16 protein-coding genes are annotated in these 17,689 nt (G+C 65.5%); 5 read left to right on the top strand and 11 right to left on the bottom strand.

Features of this window, described 5'->3' with window-relative positions; translation table 11 throughout:
- Positions 1 to 87: 87 nt before the first annotated feature.
- The 11 genes from ABIB60_RS21800 to ABIB60_RS21750 all read right to left on the bottom strand — a co-directional run bounded on the left by ABIB60_RS21800 (position 88) and on the right by ABIB60_RS21750 (position 9,736).
- Complete coding sequence (locus ABIB60_RS21800; RefSeq protein ID WP_354582449.1) at positions 88 to 1,449, bottom strand: bifunctional metallophosphatase/5'-nucleotidase; 1,362 nt, start codon at positions 1,447 to 1,449, stop codon at positions 88 to 90.
- Between the two features lie 161 nt (positions 1,450 to 1,610).
- Positions 1,611 to 2,915 carry an MFS transporter gene (locus tag ABIB60_RS21795; RefSeq protein ID WP_354582448.1) on the bottom strand — a complete coding sequence of 435 codons (1,305 nt, stop codon included), beginning with the start codon at positions 2,913 to 2,915 and terminating at the stop codon, positions 1,611 to 1,613.
- Positions 2,916 to 2,943: 28 nt separating this feature from the next.
- Positions 2,944 to 3,411 carry a DsrE family protein gene (locus ABIB60_RS21790; RefSeq protein ID WP_354582447.1) on the bottom strand — a complete coding sequence of 156 codons (468 nt, stop codon included), beginning with the start codon at positions 3,409 to 3,411 and terminating at the stop codon, positions 2,944 to 2,946.
- 24 nt (positions 3,412 to 3,435) lie between these two features.
- Positions 3,436 to 4,893 (bottom strand): hypothetical protein, encoded by a 1,458-nt coding sequence (locus tag ABIB60_RS21785; RefSeq protein WP_354582446.1) that lies wholly within the window; start codon positions 4,891 to 4,893, stop codon positions 3,436 to 3,438.
- Positions 4,894 to 4,934: 41 nt separating this feature from the next.
- Complete coding sequence (locus tag ABIB60_RS21780) at positions 4,935 to 5,345, bottom strand: DUF6691 family protein (protein ID WP_354582445.1); 411 nt, start codon at positions 5,343 to 5,345, stop codon at positions 4,935 to 4,937.
- A gap of 21 nt (positions 5,346 to 5,366) precedes the next feature.
- Positions 5,367 to 5,987: a class I SAM-dependent methyltransferase gene (locus tag ABIB60_RS21775; protein ID WP_354582444.1), complete on the bottom strand. Its 621-nt coding sequence runs from the start codon at positions 5,985 to 5,987 to the stop codon at positions 5,367 to 5,369.
- Between the two features lie 17 nt (positions 5,988 to 6,004).
- Entirely contained in the window at positions 6,005 to 6,565 is a 561-nt protein-coding gene (locus ABIB60_RS21770; RefSeq protein WP_354582443.1) for a YeeE/YedE family protein, read from the bottom strand.
- A 94-nt stretch (positions 6,566 to 6,659) separates the two neighbouring features.
- Entirely contained in the window at positions 6,660 to 6,998 is a 339-nt protein-coding gene (locus ABIB60_RS21765; protein ID WP_354582442.1) for a rhodanese-like domain-containing protein, read from the bottom strand.
- A gap of 81 nt (positions 6,999 to 7,079) precedes the next feature.
- A complete protein-coding gene (locus ABIB60_RS21760; protein ID WP_354582441.1) occupies positions 7,080 to 8,435 on the bottom strand; it encodes an MBL fold metallo-hydrolase in 1,356 nt (451 codons plus the stop codon).
- Between the two features lie 92 nt (positions 8,436 to 8,527).
- Complete coding sequence (locus ABIB60_RS21755; protein WP_354582440.1) at positions 8,528 to 9,343, bottom strand: sulfite exporter TauE/SafE family protein; 816 nt, start codon at positions 9,341 to 9,343, stop codon at positions 8,528 to 8,530.
- A gap of 69 nt (positions 9,344 to 9,412) precedes the next feature.
- Positions 9,413 to 9,736, bottom strand: coding sequence for an ArsR/SmtB family transcription factor (locus ABIB60_RS21750; protein WP_240737424.1), 324 nt, complete (start codon positions 9,734 to 9,736; stop codon positions 9,413 to 9,415).
- Between the two features lie 79 nt (positions 9,737 to 9,815).
- On the opposite strand from ABIB60_RS21750, the gene ABIB60_RS21745 reads away from it, so the two are divergent.
- The 5 genes from ABIB60_RS21745 to ABIB60_RS21725 all read left to right on the top strand — a co-directional run bounded on the left by ABIB60_RS21745 (position 9,816) and on the right by ABIB60_RS21725 (position 17,667).
- Positions 9,816 to 11,474, top strand: a complete 1,659-nt coding sequence (locus ABIB60_RS21745; protein WP_354582439.1) for a bifunctional metallophosphatase/5'-nucleotidase — start codon at positions 9,816 to 9,818, stop codon at positions 11,472 to 11,474.
- A gap of 107 nt (positions 11,475 to 11,581) precedes the next feature.
- A complete protein-coding gene (locus tag ABIB60_RS21740; RefSeq protein ID WP_354582438.1) occupies positions 11,582 to 12,277 on the top strand; it encodes a VIT1/CCC1 transporter family protein in 696 nt (231 codons plus the stop codon).
- A gap of 200 nt (positions 12,278 to 12,477) precedes the next feature.
- On the top strand, positions 12,478 to 12,849 hold the full coding sequence (locus ABIB60_RS21735) for a hypothetical protein (protein WP_354582437.1): 372 nt from the start codon (positions 12,478 to 12,480) through the stop codon (positions 12,847 to 12,849).
- Between the two features lie 239 nt (positions 12,850 to 13,088).
- Positions 13,089 to 14,495 (top strand): TolC family protein, encoded by a 1,407-nt coding sequence (locus ABIB60_RS21730; RefSeq protein WP_354582436.1) that lies wholly within the window; start codon positions 13,089 to 13,091, stop codon positions 14,493 to 14,495.
- A gap of 4 nt (positions 14,496 to 14,499) precedes the next feature.
- Entirely contained in the window at positions 14,500 to 17,667 is a 3,168-nt protein-coding gene (locus ABIB60_RS21725; protein WP_354582435.1) for an efflux RND transporter permease subunit, read from the top strand.
- Positions 17,668 to 17,689: the final 22 nt, after the last annotated feature.

Here is a 17,689-nt window from a genome sequence, read left to right as displayed (position 1 = left end):
CGAAAAAACGCCCGTTTTCTGAGACACCCCGCCTGCCCAAAATCCGACCCGGCGGCCCTAACGGGAATTTCTGTTCTTACTCTTGCGCTACCCCTGGTAGCCGGTCTTGCGCCGCTCCCGCCCGAAGCGGAGCGGTACGCCCTGCGCGGTGATGAAAGCAGCCGTGTAGGTGCGTGCGGGGTCCAGCGGCTGGCCCTGCACGTACACGGTCTGCAGGCGGCTGCCTGGCGGGTTCTCGATCTTAAAGTAGGCTTTCAGGCCCAGAGCCCGCTTCACGTAGCCCCCCATCTGGTGCAGGGGCTGCCCGCTGTAAGTGCTTTCCAGATTGGCTTCCAGCAGTTGCCGGACTTCGGCCCCGGTCAGCTGCACGGTTTCAACCTCGGGGTCCATGGGCACCATGTTGTAGAGGTCTTCCAGGCGCACCGGACCGGGCGGCACGGGGGCCCCGTAGCGCCAGCCGTTGGAAAAGTACAGGTCGGCCGGCACCCGGGCCCGCAGGCTTTCCAGCAGGAAATCATCCATGGGGCATTCCACTGCGGTACCCCGGTGCAGGCCCGTAGTCGTGACGCCCACCGTTTCCCGCAGGTAGGCATAGGGCAGCAGCGCCGCGTCAATGCGGGCCTGCAGGCCCGGGTCAGGCACCAGGTCGGCCGTGACTTCGCGCAGTTCGTGCTCGTGGGCCGTGACGCGGCCCCCTTCTAGGGTCAGCGTGAGGCGGCCTACAAAGGAGCCGTGGGCGCCGGACTGGATAACCAGGCAGTCGCCGGCACGGAAGGGCTCATAGAGGCGGTTGTGGGTGTGGCTGCTCAGGCATACGTCCACGCCGGGGTGCGCCTGCAGCAAGGCTACATCCTGCGGAAAGCCGCAGTGGGAAAGCAGTACTACCAAGTCCACGCGTTCAGCCTGGCGTAGCTGGGCCACGTGGCGCGGCAGTTCCAGCGTACCATCGGTGAAGCGCAAGCCCTCGCCGAAATGGGCAGGCATCGTTTTGTCGACGATAGGACACGCAAGCCCGATAACCCCGACGCGCAGCCCGGCCGCCTCGTAGACCTGGTACGGAGCGTATACCAAGTCCCCCGAGGTCTGGTCATACACGTTGGCCGCCAGCAACGGGTAGTTCAACTGGTCAACCAGCTGGCGTAGCTGGGCGGGGCCGTAGGCAAAATCCCAGTGGGCCGTCATGCCTGCCACCCCCAGCTCGTTGAGGATGGGCACTAGGATTTCGCCCTGGGTGTCTACCACCGGCCGGGTACCGTGGAAGGTGTCGCCCCCATCGAATAGCAGACTCTCCGGGTACTGCTGGCGCCACTGCTGCAACAGCGTGGCAATGCGGGCGTAGCCCCCACAGGGCCGGTACGTGGGGCCGGCGGGGCCGTAAAACAGCTCCTGGTGCAGGTTCAGGTAGCCATGCACGTCGTTAAGCTGGAACAGGGAGAGGGTGGTGGGCATAGGGGCAAGGAAAACCAGGTTCATGAGCCGGGCCGTAGCCCGCGTGACTTCTTGCTAACGTACTACGACTGCGCGTCCGGAGTTTTACGGGCAAAGGTTGCCGTGAGGAATGGAATCCTGTGCCGTGGTTATCCCACGCCGCTCGGCAAGGGCGGGGAATACTAGTGGCTAAGGCAACGATATAGCAGCGTGCTGTTAACCCGGGAGGTGGAGGAGGAGCGGATGCAAATAACCCCGGGCGTATCCAGCCCATCCGGCACGGGCAGGCAGTACATGCGCCGCCGGATGACCAGAGCGGAAAGCACCGTCAGGCCCCCGATGGCAGCCAGCGCAACCGGCAGCCCGAAGGCATCGGCCAGCAGACCCGTCAGCAGGGCCCCGATGGCGTAGCCCGCATCGCGCCAGAAGCGGAAGATACCCACGCTGTGTGCCCGTTGCGGGAGGGGCGAGTACTCGGCCACGGCGGCCAGAAACGTGGGATACACCAGCGCCGTGCCCGCCCCCAGCAGCGCCGCCAACAGCAGAAACACGGGGTAGGTATCGGTGAAGAGCATAGCCAGCAGCACCGCGCCTTGCAAGAGCATGCCCCAGAACAGCAGGTCTTTCTTACACAGCCGGTCAGCCAGCGGGCCAGTGATGAGCTGGCCCAAGCCCCACACGGCCGGGTATACAGCCGCCACGGTGCCAATCTGCGTCAGGGTGAAGCCCTTACTGGCCAGCAGCAGCGGCAACAGGCCCCACACCATGCCGTCGTTGAGGTTATTTACCAGGCCGGCCTGCGTCACCGAACCCAGGTTGGGGTGCCGCCAGCTCACGTCCCAGAACGAAAGCGGCGGGCCGGCGGGGGTGGCCGGGGCCTGCGCGGCTTCCAGGGCCACGTGGTGGCGGGTGTCGCGCACCAGCAGCGAGCCCAGCAAACCCAGCACCGCCAGCCCGATGCCGAGGTAGAACGGATAGGGTCGCAGGCCGTACTCGGTGGCCAGCCAGCCCGAGGCGAAGGCCGTGGCCGCCACGGCCAGGTAGCCGGCCGACTCGTTCAGGCCCATAGCCAGGCCGCGCTGCTTCGGCCCCACCAGGTCAATCTTCATCACCACGGTGCTCGACCACGCCAGGCCCTGGTTCAGCCCCAGCAGCACATTAGCCGCGATGACCCAGCCCCACGAGGGCGCCCAGAGTAACAGCAGCGGCACCGGCAGCCCAAACAGCCAGCCGATGAGCAGCAGGTTCTTGCGCCCAATCTTATTGGCCCAGACCCCGGCATAGTAGTTGGCTACGGCCTTGGTGAGGCCAAAGACAACGATAAAGGAAAGAATAGCCGAGCGGGCCACCAGGTGGAACTCCTGCTCAGCCAGGCGGGGCAGGATGCTGCGTTCCAGCCCCACCATCCCGCCCACGAAGGCGTTGATGAGCACCAGCAGCGCAAACTGGTGCCAGTTTTCACGCAGACCGAGTTGGGGCGTTGCCATTGAGTTGATAGGGCAAGGAAGCAGGAAGTTAGGGATGCACCAACGCCCAGCCCTGCTGCTGCCGGATAATTAATTCGCCGTTGCCGGTGGGCACGTAGGAAATGAAGGCAAACAGCTCGTCCGGGCTGATCTGTCGTTCCTTCATCGTGTTCTGGCATTGGGCCAGCAGTACGCCCTGCTGCTGCAAGGCCCGCAGCTCGGCCTCGTAGGGCTGGCTTTTGCGAAACACGTCGGTGCCGCCCCCGAACACGACCAGCTCCAGTTGCAGCTTGCCCAGCAGGCGCGGGTCAGCCAGCGCGTTTTTCATATTGCGCAGCGTCTGCCTGATAAGCTTCGGGTCGTCGCTATCGAGCTGGTACACGGCCCGGTACCGGGCTTTTTTTGCCACCGCTCCCACGAAGGCCGGCTTGTCCGGCACGGCCGGGGTTTGGGCGAAAACCGTCAGGCTAAGGCTGGTCAGGAATAGCAATGCCAGCAATGAACGCAGAGAAAGCATAGGGCAAAGGGAAATAAGCAGTGGTTAGAACGCGTAATCCAGCGCCACGGTCAGGTGGTGCAAATCAACTTTGTTGATGGCCCGGGCAGGCAGGTAGGAAGCCCGGTTGGCCCCCCACTTGGCCGCGTACAGCGTGCGCAGCCGCAAACCGTCGGCCGCGCCCGCAAAGGCGTGCGTGGCGGTGAGGTTGAGCTGGTGAAAGTCCGGCAGGCTGTACTTGTTGAGCCGTGCTTCCCGCGACAGGCGGAAGTAGCCGTAGCCCGCTTCCAGCCGGGGCGCGTGCGGCCGCTGCCAGGCCACGGTGGCTCCCAGCGCGTGCACGTCACCGGCTCCTTCGATACGCTCGCGGGGCAAGGTGGTGTAGAACGGCTCCCGGCCCCACTCGCGCGGAAACAAAAACCGCCCGTGCGCCGTGAGCCGGGTATACTGCGCCGCGTACTGCCAGGCCCGGTGCTGATAGGCCAGGCGCCCGCTCAGGGCGCGGGCCTGCTCGCCGGGCTCGTTATACCGTTGATTGGTTGGCCCACCGGCTTGGCCGGTCAGGCTGCGCTGCCACAGCAGTTGGCCGCTGGCCGTCCAGCGGCCGGCGGGGCGCGCAAACGTGCGCGTGCCTTCCAGCCAGCTGGCGGCCAGCAGCCGGGGGGCGAAATACTGCCAGGCCTGCACGGTGGCGTGCGGCCCGAGCGTGCGCCGCACGCCCAGCACGGCCAGCCCGGGCGTGGGCACGCGGCCCAGGTAGGCGGCGCGGCTGCTGTCGGGGGCTACGCCCATCGAGTAGCGGCCCACAGCCTCCCCGAGAGTATACCACCGGTCCAGCGAGCGGGGGGCCACGTGGGTAAGCCAGCCGCCCTGCACCGTGGTGGTAGGGCCGGCTTTGGCCACCGCCCATAGGCCCTGCACGAAGTTGGGACTCAGGCGCGAGTCCTGGGAGTTGAGTAAAGGTGTGTCCAGGTGCTGGCGGCCGTAGGTGAGCTGCAGACCCGCCCGGGGCTGCCAGCTAACCCAGAGCTCCTCCACCTGGTGCAGAATCTCGCGGTGGTGGGGATGCTCCTGGTCGAAAAGGCCCAACTCGTAGCGGCTTTCCGGGCGGCCGGGCTCGGCGGCCAGGGCACTGGAAAACAGGTTTTTGAGAAAAAAGCCTTCCACGCCCACCCGCAGGCCGTGCCAGGCGTGGCTTTCGTAGCGCAGGCCGGCGCCCACGCCCTGGGCGTAATAGTCGGGGGCCGCGCCCCGGTTGCGGGTGGCCATGAAAACGGTGCGGGCGTGGGCGTGGAACTCGCCCCGGCGCAGGGCCTCGCCCAGCGAGCGGGCCGCCACCGAATCGGCTTCTTCAGCTGCTTGCATTTCAGCCATTTGTGCTTGGGCTACTGCCGGAGCGGCCGGAGCCGGGTGAGCCAGCAGCGTATCGGGGGCCAGGGACTGGGCCACACTGAGCCGGGCGCTGGCCAGCAGCACGGCTCCCAGCAGAAACCAACGAGTCATCAGAAACGGGATAAGGAGAGCCGGCGGCGAGGCCGCGGTAACTACATGGGCAGCCGCTCGCGCAGGGCGCTGTAGGTCCAGGTGCCGGCCAGCGCGGCCAGAATCAGCACGGCGGCTGAGGCCACGCCGCTGCCCAGCTGGGCAAACAGGGGGCCGGGGCAGGCGCCGGTCAGGGCCCAGCCCAGCCCGAAGATGGTGCCCCCGATCCAGGTGCCGTGGTTATACTTCTTGTCAGCCAGCTTGATTTCCTCGCCGTTGATGGTCTTGAGGTGGTTGCGCTTGATGAGCTGAATGGACAGCATGCCCACTACAATGGCCGAGCCAATAACGCCGTACATGTGGAAGGCCTGGAAGCGGAACATCTCCTGGATGCGCCACCAGCTGATGACTTCGCTCTTGGTGAGAATAATGCCGAACAACACGCCCAGCACCAGGTATTTAAGATTTTTCATGTCAAGTAACAGAAGAAGAAGTTAAGAGCGTACCGCCAGCAGGCGCACGACAGTGGCCGGACCCGAGTGGAAGCTGCCTTCGTGCAGGACGACGCCCAGCTCGTGGTTTTCCCGCACCGTCAGGTCGGCAAAGTCCGCGGCCAGGGTGTCAGGGGCGTAGAGCAGCTCGGCCGCCGTGGGACCACCGGAGGGCAAGCCCAGCTGCCGGGTACTAAAGGCTTCCAGAATCAGGTGCCCCCCGGGTGCCAGGCTGCGGGCGGCGGCGGCGTGCACGGCCCAGCGGGCCACGGGCGGCAGGTGGGCGTATATCAGGCCGATGGCATCATAGGCGCCGGGCTGCTGCCAGCCCAGGCTGGTGATATCGGCCACCTGGTAGTCCAGGTGTACGCCCTGGGCTACGGCCAGGCGCTGGGCTTTGGCGCGGGCCTCGTCGCTGAAGTCCATGGCCGTTACCTGCCAGCCGCGCCGGGCGGCGTACACCGCGTTGCGGCCCTCGCCCTCGGCCAGCAGCAGCAGGCGGCCGGGCGGCAGCTTATCCAGCTGCTGACGGAAGTAGGTGTTGGGCTCGGTGCCGTAGGCGTAGGCCTCGCTTTCGTAGCGGGCATCCCAGAACTCGGCGGCAGCAGGCAGGCTAGTAGGCATGGGGCGGTGGGGAAGGATTAGAACAGCATCGGGTAAAACACCCAGGTCATGAGCAGGCCGCCGACAAAGAAGGCGATAACGGCCACCAGCGACACCCACTGCAGGTTGGAGAGGCCCGAAATGGCGTGGCCCGAGGTGCAGCCGCCGGCGTAGCGCGTGCCGAAGCCGACGAGAAAGCCGCCCAGTACCAAGAACACCCAGCCTTTCCAGTTGGAGAGGTTTTCCAGGGCAAACAGCTCCTTGGGCAGCAGGCCCGAGAAATCGGTCAACCCCATCTGCGCTTTCAAGTCGCGCACGGTTTCGGCCGAAATGGCGATGGTGTCGGGGTGGCCCAGCAGCTGGTAGCCCACGTAGCCGCCCAGGCCGATGCCGAGCACAAACCACAGGTTCCAGATTTCAGCGCGCCAGTTGTAGGTCAGAAACGGGATGCCGGCCGGCACGCAGGCGGCGCACACGTGGCGCAGCGAGGAGCTGATGCCCAGCGCTTTGTTGCCGATGAGCAGCAGGGCCGGCACGGTCAGGCCAATGAGGGGGCCGGCGATATACCAGGGCCAGGGCTGGCGAAGTAATTCAAGCATGAAGTCAGAAAGTCAAAGGGAATAGAGCTCCGGCCCGCCTGCAGCAGCGGCCGGCCGGAGTCCTTGATAAATCAGGAGGGGAAAAGGAAGCGGTCTAGCGGACCAGCTTTTCGGGCCAGTCCAGCACGCCCCCCAGCAGGTTGGCCACGGTAGTGAAGCCGGCCCCGGTGAGCTGGGCTGCGGCCGTTGCCGAGCGGGCCCCGCTACGGCAGTACACGTAGGTGGGCCGGGTTTTATCCAGGGCCGCTACGCGCCGGGCGAAGTCGGGCGCGGTGACGTCGAGGTTGACCGCGCCGGGCAGGTGGCCGCCGGCAAACTCGTCGGGCCGGCGCACGTCCAGCAGCACGATACCGGGCTGACGCACGGCGGCAGAAAAGTCAGCGGGCTTCAAGTCCTGATAGGCTTTGGAAGCGGAATTAAAAAGACCAAACATGGCGGGAACAGAATTAGAGAGTGAAGGCAGGAGCGTAGCTGCCACCCGGCCAGGGCTGGGCGGCGGCACCCTCCGGCGGAATTAGTGTGCGGCCGCAGCCGACTGGAAGGATTTCACGGCTTCGCTCAAATCCAGCACTTTGGTGCCGGGCAGCGCGTCGGCCACGATGCTGGAGCCGGCCGCCGAGCGGTAGCCGCCGGCGCAATGCACCACCACGGGCTTATCGGTCGGAATCTCACCAGCCCGCTCGCGCAGCTCGGGCAGCGCAATGTTGAGGGAGCCAGCAAAAATGGGCTCGTCACGGTGCTCGGTGGCGTTACGAATGTCCACGATGGTGTACTGCTCGGGATGCTGGCGGAACTGCGCCACGTCCAGCACGGGCATGGTGGCCTCGGTAGCGGGCGTGCCCACCAGCGCGCCCTTAATCAGCGGCTCGTACCCGATTTTGGCCGTTTTCTGAATCAGGTCTTCGAGCGTGGCCTCGTCGGCCGCAAGGAGATAGAACGGCTCCTCGGGGCCGACAATCGAGCCCAGCCAGGTTTCAAATTTGCCGCCCTGCTGAATGTTGATAGCGCCTTCAGCGTGCCCTTTTTTAAACTCGGCCTCGGGACGTGAATCGATGATGACCGCACCGGTTTCCAGCTTTGCGCCGGCGGTCAGGCGCGGCACCTGCTGCACGCTCGGCGCGTAGTCGGGCGCGCCGGCTTTGTTGAGGGCCACGTCGTAGCCGAAGTATTTGGGGATGAAGGGCTGGTCGGCCAGCAGCTCTTTCACGAACTCCGCCTCGCTCAGCTCCCGCAGCATGGGGTTACCAAATTTCTCATCGGCAATCGTGCTGCTGTTGGCGCCGCTCAGGGCCTTGCCGCAGAGGCTACCCGCGCCGTGGGCGGGGTATACGAGCACCGTGCCGGCCAGCGGCATGAGCTTGTCGCGCAGCGAGTGGTACATCTGCCGGGCCAGCTCCTCGCGCTTGGCAGTCATGTTGCCGGCACTTTCGCGCAGGTCGGGGCGGCCCACGTCGCCGATAAAGAGCGTGTCGCCGGTGAAGACGGCTTCGTCCTTTCCTTCTCGGCTGAGCACGATACTGATCGAGTCGGGGGAATGGCCGGGCGTGTTCAGGGCCCGGAACGTGAGCTTACCGACGGTGAACTCCTGCCCTTCGTCGAAGGCTTCGTGGGCGTAATCGGCTCCCAGCAGCTTACTCACGCGGATGACGGCGCCGGTGGCCTGGGCAATTTCGAGGTGCGACGACACGAAGTCAGCGTGGGGGTGGGTTTCGATGATGCTGACGATTTTGGCGTTGTTGGCCTTCGCGTAGTCGTAGTAGGGCTGCGGGTTGCGGGCCGGGTCGATGAGCACGATTTCGCGGGCCGACTCGCTGAGGATAGCATAGGAGAAATGGGCCAGGCCCTTGTCTTCAAACTGTTCGATTTTCATGACGTAAAGCGGTTGGGAGGTGAGTGGAAGCGAGAAGAAAGCAACGCAGGAAAAGGAGTAAAACGAGAACTGCCGGGGGGAGGGTCAGCGGCTTAGGAGGTGAAGACCAGCTCGCGCAGCAGAATAAACGTACCCATGGCCAGTGTGAACCAGCCGAAGGCCGGCTTGAGCTTAGCGCCGGGAATGAAGCGGGCCAGGTAAGTACCGAGGACGATGCCCCCGAGGGCGAAGGCCAGGAAGCCCGCCAGAAACGACCAGGCAATGGGCGTGCCCGCGCTGAGGTCGCCGGTGAAACCGATGAGCGAGTTCAGGGCAATGATGGCCAGCGAGGTGCCCACCGCCAGCTTCATAGGCAGGCGCGCGCCCAGCACCAGGGCTGGAATAATTAGAAAGCCGCCGCCGGCGCCCACGAAGCCCGTGAGCGTGCCCACCACCAGGCCGATGCCCAGCACCAGCGGGTAATTGAACGCGTGCTTCTGGTGCAACTCCTCGTCGAGCACGACCTCGGCCTGCTTACTGCGAATCATCGACGTGGCGGCTACGACCATCAGCACGGCAAAGGCCACCAACACCAGCAAATCTTTGGTGAACACGATGCTGCCCACGGTGAACAGTTCGTGCGGGATGGCGGGCATCAGCAGCTTGCGCACCGCAAACACGGCCAGCAGCGAGGGCAGCAGAAAGACCACGGCCGTTTTCAGCGACACCAGCCCCTTGCGGAAGTAGCCCCAGGCGCCTACTACGGAGGTAGAGCCCACCACGAACAGCGAGTAAGCCGTGCTCAGCACCGGGCTCACGCCCATCAGGTACACCAGCACCGGCACCGTGAGAATGGAGCCCCCGCCGCCCATGATGCCGAGCGAAAGGCCGATGAAAATAGCCGCGAAGTAGCCGAGGTAATGTAACATGCGTGAACGGGTGAACGTATGTAGTTATGAAAGGTTGTTCATGTATTTTAGCAAAAAAAGCCGGCTTCCCTACAGGAACGTGCAGCCGGCCAGGCACTGAATCACGTCCACCACTTCGCGCATCTTCAGGGCGTAGAAGATATTCTTGCCGTCGCGGTGGCTGCTCAGGATGCCCTTAAGCTTCATGCCGGTCAAGTGGTGGGACACTAAGCTCTGCTCGATATTCAATTCTTCGCTGAGTTCGGTCACGGACAGGCGCTCCTGGTTGGCGAGCAGCTGCACAATGGCGATGCGCGTCGGATGGGCCGTGGTCTTGAGAATGAACGCCACCTTCTCCATCTTCTCAGTGGTCAGATTCAAGTCGGCAGGAGCGGTGGCAGTGGTCGTTTTCATAAGGTGCTACAAATGTATGTTCATTTGTTCATGTATACAAGCTTGCCTTCCTCTTTGGTTCCAAAAAAATTCTTTTCACATGTCAGTTTTCTCGCATAACCGGCCTGGCGCCTCTTTCTCGCGGTTTTTAGGCGCGTGGCGCGGAGTGGCGCTGGGCAGTCTGGTACTAGCGACGGCCTGGGGCATGAGCAGTTGCCAGGGCTCCACTTCCCGGCCGCCTGTTCAGTCAGCCAGTGGCTCATTCACTATTCTGCACACCAACGATATCCACGGCCGGCACCGACCCTTCGCCGTGAGCCCCGGCAATGCTACCGCGCAGACCGGCGACGCGGGCCGCAGCCCGTCCTCGTTTGAGCGCGCCGGCCAGGTGGGCGGCTTTGCCCACCTGGCCACGGCCGTGCAGCGGGTCCGGCAGGAGCGGGGTGCCGGCAACGTGCTGCTGCTGGATGGGGGCGACACGTTCAGCGACGACCTGCTGGCCAACCTGACCAAGGGCGCGGCCAACATCCGGCTGATGAACGCGCTGGGCTACCAGTTCATGGCCCTGGGCAACCACGACTTCGACTACGGCACGGCCCGCACCCGCGAACTGCAAGAGTTGGCCCGCTTTCCCATGCGCGGGGCCAACGTCACGGAAAAAGCGACGGGCCAGACGTTTCTGGGCGAACCGGCCCAGGTGTTTACCGTGGGCGGCCTGCGCGTGGGCGTGCTGGCGCTGGCCTACCACAACACGGCCCAGACCGGCAACCCCGATAACACCCAGGAGCTGACCTTCGGCAGCGGCCTGGAGGCGGCCCGGCGCTACGTGCCCGGCCTGCGCGCCCGCGCCGATGTGGTGGTGATTCTCTCCCACCAGGGCACCAAGGTGGATGAGTTGCTGGCGCGGGAGGTGCCGGGCATCGACCTGATCGTAGGGGCGCACTCCCACGACCGGATTGCCCCGCCCCGCCACATTGGGAATGTGTGGGTAGTGCAGGCGCTGTCGGACGCGGCCGTGCTGGGCCAGCTTACCGTGCAGGTGCAGGAAGGCAAGGTGACCAGCGTGGAGGGCATCGCGCCCACGCTCTGGACCACGGAATACCCCGCCGAGTCGAAGATAGCGCAGCTGGTGGACTCGCTGCGGGCCCCGCACAAAGCGCAGCTGGAAGCGGTGCTGGCCACGGCTACCGGCCGCATCGGGCGGCAGTACAAGTCGGCCAGCCCGTTCGACCAACTGGCCGGCGAGCTGCTGCGCGAAGCCACCGGCGCCGAGCTGGCTTTCCTGCCGGGTGTAGGCTACGGCGTGTCGCTGGAACCCGGCCCCATCACCCGCGAAATGCTCTATACCCTGCTGCCCCACCCCTCCAAAGTGGTGACGCTGGAGCTGACCGGCGCGCAGGTGCTGGAGCTGCTGGAGCAGACGGCCACCAACCAGAACCCCGGCAACGACCTGGCCCGCGTGGGCGGCCTGCTGCAGTCCAGCGGGCTGGACTGGACGGGCGACCTGAACCAACCCACCGGCCAGCGCGTGCGCGGGGTGCAGGTAAACGGGCAGCCGCTCAACCCGCAGCGCCGCTACCGGGTGGTCACCCACAACGGCATGCTCAGCGGCATCCACCGCTACACCACCTTCGCGAAGGGCCAGAATATCCAGAAGCTGGACAAGGGTGTGACGGAGGTAGTGGAGGCGGGGATGCGTAGACGCGGCACCGTGGCGCCGCCCACGCTGGCACGGGTGCAGGTGATGGCGGCGAAGTGAGCGGCTGGTTCCTACAAAATCAGCGTTAGACGATTCGGCCGGAGGGTCATGATGTCCTTCATTCGTGCTCGTTCGTACAGAAGGCCTCACCCCGTTTCCCTTTCCCTATGAGACACCTGGAGCAGCATCGCACGCATCGGATTGGTTGGTTACGGGCTGCCGTGCTCGGGGCCAACGACGGCATTATCTCCACGGCCAGCCTGGTGGTGGGCGTGGCTGCCGCCAGCGCCACGCGGGAGAGTGTGCTGGTAGCCGGCGTGGCCGGGCTGGTGGCCGGGGCCATGTCCATGGCGACGGGCGAATACGTCTCCGTCAGCTCGCAGGCCGATACGGAAGCGGCGGACCTGGCCCGGGAGCAGGCCGAGTTAATCAACGATGCCGACGCGGAGCACCAGGAACTCACCGCCATCTACGTGGAGCGCGGGGTGGAACCGGACCTGGCCGCGCAGGTGGCCGAGCAACTGATGGCCCGGGACGCGCTGGGTACCCACGCCCGGGAGGAGCTGGGCATTTCCGAAACCATGAGCGCCAACCCCATTCAGGCGGCGCTGGCGTCGGCGGCTACGTTTACCGTGGGCGCGGCGCTGCCGCTGCTGGTCATTCTGGTGGCCCCGGCGACTTATCTGAGCTGGACGGTTTCCATTACCTCCCTGTTGTTTCTGGCTGCGCTGGGCGGGCTGGCCGCCTACGTAGGTGGGTCCAGCGTGCTGAAAGCGGCCGCCCGGGTAACCTTCTGGGGGGTGCTGGCTATGGCATTGTCGGCCGTGGTGGGCAATTTTTTCAACGTAACGCCCCAGGGCTAACGGGGACTGTCGGCAGGGTACAGTACCCAACAGTTTAGGTGGCCGGTAGCAGCCGACCGGACCGCTATTGACGAGGGCAGATAGTATGAAACCGGGGGCATATCCGGGGGCGGGCTGCAACCCTTCAGCGGGTCGCTGTGCCTTTGCCCCGGTTGCGTTCCGGCAAAAGTGTGCACCTTTGCACCTGGTCCCGTTGGTCTATGTCTCGTCTGCTGACTCATCTGCTGTTGCTGCTCTATGCGGGTATTTACCTGCATTGCCAGCCACTGCCTGCCCGGGTCCTGGCACCGCCTACGGACTATAGCAGCCAGCAGGCACCACCTCAGACCGGCCTCTGCAAGAAGAAGCTGCAGACCGTACAGGCGGACCCGCAGGCCGACCACGCGCCGGTAGCGAAAGCCAAGCTGCTGCCGCTCGACCTCGCGCTGGGCGATGACTTTCCGGCCCTGTATTTCGGCTTCCTGATTCCGGCCGACGAGCCCACGCTCAACCCTGCCCGCGGCCCGAATGCCGGCCCCGAGCAGTCGTTTGCCAACCACCCCAACAAGGCTCCGCCCGTTCGCTTTTCTTAGGAAAATGCGCAGTGGAGCCGGGTTTGTACCCGGTTAATTGCCCCTGCCAGTAGGGGCGATGACCGGTTTTTTTATGCCCTGACCGGCCTGCCACCTTGTGTGGCACCTTTCTGCTGCCCCGGCCACCGGCCACCGAACAGCCCCGCTTTTTCCTGAGAGCCCCAGCAAATCTGCCTGTCAACTGGCCGGCTACGCCTCTGCGCGCCCGGCCCGGATTTCTGTCCTGACTTCTCTCAGCCATGTTTTCTTTTTGTCATTTATCCCAGGGGCTGGTGCCGCCGGGCCGCTGGCTGCTGGCCGCCACGCTGCTGCTGGCGACAACGGCCAGCCACGCCCAGGTACCGGGCCGGCCGTTATCCTTAAAAGAAGCCCTGGAGCTGGCCCGCACCCAGGCCCCGCACCTGCAAGCCAAAGCCTACCAGGTGCAAGCCGCCGAGGCCGACCTCACCCAAACCAAAACCCAGCGCCTGCCCTCCGTACGGCTCAGCGGGCAGGTGAGCTACGGCTCCACGAACGCCGTGGCGGGCACCATGCTGCCCATCGGCACCATCATCCCCAGCAGCGGCTCGCTGAGCGGGGTCAACTCCTACAACGCCGTGTTCGGCAGTATGGGCACGGCCCTCGTGGAGTGGAGCCCGGTCACCTTCGGGCAGTACCCGGCCCAGCGGGCCCGCGCCGAAGCGGCCCGCGGCTACGCCCAGGCTGATGCCGACAACGAGCTGTTCACCCAGCAGCTGCGGGTGGCCCAGACCTACCTCGACCTGCTGGCTACCCAGAGTTTGCGCCAAGTGCGTGAGCAGGACGTGCGCCGGGTAGCCGTACTCAAAAAGACCATCACCCGGCTGGCCCTGAACGGCCTGCGCCCGGGCGTAGACAGCACGCAAGCCCGTGCCACTGAGGCCCAGTCGAAGCTGGCATTGCTCAGCGCCCAGGAGCAGGAAGCCGACCGCCAGGCCCGCCTCTCTACCCTGCTGGGCCAGCCCGGCACCACCTGGCAGCCGGACACGCTCTACAACCACACGCTACCGCCCGCGCTGGTGCCGCCGGTCGCCCCCCACCCCACGCTCGGGCTGCAGCAGCGGGCCGTGGACCTGGGGCAGGCCCGCGAGACGGTAATCCGCCGCCAGTACCGGCCCCGGCTTTCCCTGCTGGGTGCTACCTGGGGCCGGGGCTCCGGCCTGGGCTACGATGGCCAGACCGACTACGGGCTGGGCGGGGCCGCACCCACGCGCTTCAACTACGCCGTGGGCGTGGGCGTGGTATTCGACCTGCTCGACTGGCCCCGCGTGCAGGCCCAGGCCAAGGCCGAAAACCTGCGCACCCAGGGCCTGCAGGCCGAGCACCGCCAGCAGCAGCTGGAGCTCAGCAACCAGGCCACGCTGGCAGAGGAGCGCCGGCAGCTGGCCGCCGAGCGCGCCCGCCAGGCCCCGCTGCAGCTCGCGGCCGCCCGCCAGGCTTACCACCAGAAGCTGGCCCTTTACAACTCGGGCCTCGCCACCGTGGTCGACCTGACGCAGGCCCTGTACGGGCTGCAGCAGGCCGAGCAGGACCAGGTGCTCACGGCCAACGCCGCCTGGCAGGCCGTGCTGTTGCAAAGCGCGGCCGCCGGCGACTTCTCCTTCTTTTTCACCCACGTAACCCCCTAGCCGCATGTACGAACTTATCCGGTCGGCCCTGCAGCGGCCCCTTACCGTGGTGGTGGCCATGCTGGCCATCCTCTTTTTCGCCTTCGCCGCCGTGCGCGACATTGCCGTGGACATTTTCCCGAGCATGGACGTGCCGGCCATCTACGTGGCCGAGCCCTACGGCGGGCTCTCCCCCGAGCAGCTCGATGGCTTCATGGCCAACCAGTTCCAGAACAACTTCCTCTTCGTATCCGGGGTCAAGAAGATTGAAACCAAGAGCATCCAGGGCCTGACGCTGATCAAGCTCTCCTTTTATCCCGGCACTGACATGGCCCAGGCCGCGGCCGAGGTGGCTACCCAGGTGTCGCGGGCCACGGCGTTTATGCCGCTCGGTACCTTGCCCCCGCAGGTGGTGCGATTCGACGCCAGCTCCCTGCCCGTGGGCCAGTTGGTGCTGGAAAGCGAGAAAAGCTCCCTGACCCAGCTGCAGGATTTGGCCGCCAGCCGCATCCGGCCCATGTTCACCACCATTCCGGGCGTCACGTCCACGGCCCCGTTCGGCGGTAACATTCGCACCATCGTGGTCAAGGCCGACCCGGCCAAGCTGCGGGGCTACCAGCTCACGCCCGACGACGTGGTCAAGGCCATCGTCAGCAGCAACCAGCCCTCGGCGGCTGGCAACGTGAAGATGGGCGACGTGGCCTACATGGCCCCGGTGAACTCGCTGATTGAAAACCCGGCCGATTTTCTGGACGCGCCCCTGCGCACGGGTTCTGGGCCGGGTGTGTATTTGCGCGACGTGGCCACGGTGGAAGATGCCGCCGACGTCACGACGGGCTACGCCGTCATCAACGGCAAGCGGGCTATTTACATGCCCGTCATCAAAAAGGCCGACGCCTCCACTCTCAAAGTAGTGCAGCAGGTCAAGGATAAGCTGCCCACCCTGCGGGCCCTGCTGCCCGAGGACGTGAAGCTCAGCTACGCCTTCGACCAGTCTACTTACGTGGCCAACTCACTCAAGAGCCTGGTTACGGAGGGCATCCTGGGCGCGGTGCTCACCGGGCTGATGGTGCTCTTGTTTTTGCGCGACTGGCGCAGCGTGCTCATCGTCATTACCACCATTCCGCTCTCGGTGCTCTCGGCCGTGATTCTGCTCAAGCTCTTCGGGCAGACTCTCAACATCATGACCCTGTCGGGGCTGGCGCTGGCCATCGGCGTGCTCGTGGACGAGGCCACGGTGACCATCGAGAACATTCACCAGCACCTGGAGCGGGGCAAACCCAAGGCCCACGCCATCTGGGACGCGGCCCGGGAAATTGCCCTGCCCAAGCTGCTGATTCTGCTCTGCATCCTGGCCGTATTCGCGCCCGCCCTGATTATGGAAGGCGTGCCGCGGGCGATGTTTCTGCCCCTGTCGCTGGCCGTGGGCTTTGCCATGGTGGCCTCGTTTCTGCTCTCGCAGACGCTGGTGCCGGTCATGGCCAACTGGCTGATGAAAGACCACGCACCGGCCGCCGGCCACGGGGCGCACAGCCATGAAGAGCCGGAGGGAAAACCCGGCTTTTTCGCTCGCTTCCAGGCCGGCTACCAGCGCCTGCTCGCCCGAGCCCAAGGCCGACAGCGCGGCGTGGTGCTGGGCTACCTGGCCTTGTCGGTAGTGGTAGTGGGAGCGGGGTTTGCCGTCATCGGCACCGACATCTTCCCCCAGGCCAACAGCGGGCAGTTTCAGCTGCGGCTGCGCGAGAAGGTGGGCACCCGCCTGGAGAAAACCGAGCAGACGGTGGCGGCCGTGCAGGCCATCATCAACCAGGAGGTTGGCCCCGACAACGTGGAAATCTCCTCCACCTTCGTGGGCACTCAGCCGGCCAGCTTCGCGGTTAACTCCGTGTTCGTCTTCACGGCCGGCCCCCATGAAGCCCTAATGCAGGTGGCCTTGAAAGAGGGCGTGCACGTGAACCTGGGCCAGCTCAAGGAGCGCCTGCGGAAGCGCATCCAAGAGGCCCGGCCCGGCCTGCAACTAAGCTTTGAGCCCATCGAGCTGGTGGAAAAAGTGATGAGCGACGGGGCGCCCACGCCCATCCAGGTGAACGTGGGGGGCAAAAACCTGAAGGAAGCCGCCGGCCACGCCCGCAAGGTGCTGGCCGAGCTAAAGCGAATTCCCTACCTGCGCGATGTGCAGATTGCCCAGCCCCTGCAGTACCCGGCTTTGCGCATCGACGTGGACCGGGAGCGGGCCGCCCAGTTCGGGCTCACCAGCCAGGAAATCACCCAGTCGGTGGTGGCGGCCACCTCTTCCTCGCGGTTCACCAGCAAAAACCTCTGGCTCGACCCCAAGTCCGGCCTGGGCTACCAGGTGCAGGTGCAGCTGCCCGAAGACCAGCTCACCCAGCTCCAGGATTTGGAGGCGCTGCCCGTCAAGGCCGGGCAGGCCCGCCCTACCATTGGGGAGGTGGCCACCGTCTCGGCCCGCATGATGCCCGGCCAGATTGACCGCCAGGGACCTTACCGGCTGGTGAGCATCACGGCCAACGTGCAGGACCGGGACCTGGGCACCGCCGCAAAGGCCGTGCGTAAGGCCCTGCAACAAGCCGGCGAGCCCCCCCGCGGGGTAGTGGCCAACCTGGTGGGCCAGCCCCAGCTGCTCGAGGACACCATGAGCAGCCTGCAGACCGGGCTGGGCATGGCCATCGTGGTCATTTTCCTGCTGCTGGCCGCCAACTTCCAGTCGTTCCGCCTCTCCTTGGTGGTGCTCTCGGTGGTGCCAGCCGTGGTGGCCGGCTCCCTGCTGCTGCTGCTGGCCACCGGGGCCACGCTCAACCTGCAGTCCTACATGGGCATGATTATGTCGGTGGGCGTGTCCGTGGCCAATGCCATTCTGCTCATCACCAGCGCCGAGCACCTGCGCCACGAGCACCGCGACGTGGGGCTGGCCGCCCGCCTGGCCGCCGACACCCGCATCCGGCCCATTTTGATGACCAGCATCGCCATGATTGCCGGCATGCTGCCCATGGCCTCGGGCCTGGGCGAGGGCGGCGACCAGATTGCCCCGCTGGGCCAGGCCGTCATCGGCGGGCTCATCGCCTCCACGCTGGCCTCGCTGCTGGTCCTGCCCCACGTGTTTGGCTGGGCCATGCGCCGGGTGGGCTACGAGTCCCTATCCATGCTGCCCGCCCGCACCCGGCAGGCTGCTTAACCTTCTCTTTTTCCAGACTGAC

This window comes from Hymenobacter sp. UYP22 (assembly GCF_040547285.1).
Taxonomy (GTDB): domain Bacteria; phylum Bacteroidota; class Bacteroidia; order Cytophagales; family Hymenobacteraceae; genus Hymenobacter.
Note: the sequence above shows the minus strand (reverse complement) of the source record. Positions and strands in the feature narration are given on the sequence as shown.

Coding starts and splice junctions, on each gene's coding strand:
- ABIB60_RS21770 (WP_354582443.1), bottom strand. CDS start 6,565: ATGCTTGAATTACTTCGCCAGCCCTGGCCCTGGTATATCGCCGGCCCC.
- ABIB60_RS21795 (WP_354582448.1), bottom strand. CDS start 2,915: ATGGCAACGCCCCAACTCGGTCTGCGTGAAAACTGGCACCAGTTTGCG.
- ABIB60_RS21775 (WP_354582444.1), bottom strand. CDS start 5,987: ATGCCTACTAGCCTGCCTGCTGCCGCCGAGTTCTGGGATGCCCGCTAC.
- ABIB60_RS21745 (WP_354582439.1), top strand. CDS start 9,816: ATGTCAGTTTTCTCGCATAACCGGCCTGGCGCCTCTTTCTCGCGGTTT.
- ABIB60_RS21780 (WP_354582445.1), bottom strand. CDS start 5,345: ATGAAAAATCTTAAATACCTGGTGCTGGGCGTGTTGTTCGGCATTATT.
- ABIB60_RS21755 (WP_354582440.1), bottom strand. CDS start 9,343: ATGTTACATTACCTCGGCTACTTCGCGGCTATTTTCATCGGCCTTTCG.
- ABIB60_RS21760 (WP_354582441.1), bottom strand. CDS start 8,435: ATGAAAATCGAACAGTTTGAAGACAAGGGCCTGGCCCATTTCTCCTAT.
- ABIB60_RS21725 (WP_354582435.1), top strand. CDS start 14,500: ATGTACGAACTTATCCGGTCGGCCCTGCAGCGGCCCCTTACCGTGGTG.
- ABIB60_RS21740 (WP_354582438.1), top strand. CDS start 11,582: ATGAGACACCTGGAGCAGCATCGCACGCATCGGATTGGTTGGTTACGG.
- ABIB60_RS21785 (WP_354582446.1), bottom strand. CDS start 4,893: ATGACTCGTTGGTTTCTGCTGGGAGCCGTGCTGCTGGCCAGCGCCCGG.
- ABIB60_RS21790 (WP_354582447.1), bottom strand. CDS start 3,411: ATGCTTTCTCTGCGTTCATTGCTGGCATTGCTATTCCTGACCAGCCTT.
- ABIB60_RS21765 (WP_354582442.1), bottom strand. CDS start 6,998: ATGTTTGGTCTTTTTAATTCCGCTTCCAAAGCCTATCAGGACTTGAAG.
- ABIB60_RS21735 (WP_354582437.1), top strand. CDS start 12,478: ATGTCTCGTCTGCTGACTCATCTGCTGTTGCTGCTCTATGCGGGTATT.
- ABIB60_RS21750 (WP_240737424.1), bottom strand. CDS start 9,736: ATGAAAACGACCACTGCCACCGCTCCTGCCGACTTGAATCTGACCACT.
- ABIB60_RS21730 (WP_354582436.1), top strand. CDS start 13,089: ATGTTTTCTTTTTGTCATTTATCCCAGGGGCTGGTGCCGCCGGGCCGC.
- ABIB60_RS21800 (WP_354582449.1), bottom strand. CDS start 1,449: ATGCCCACCACCCTCTCCCTGTTCCAGCTTAACGACGTGCATGGCTAC.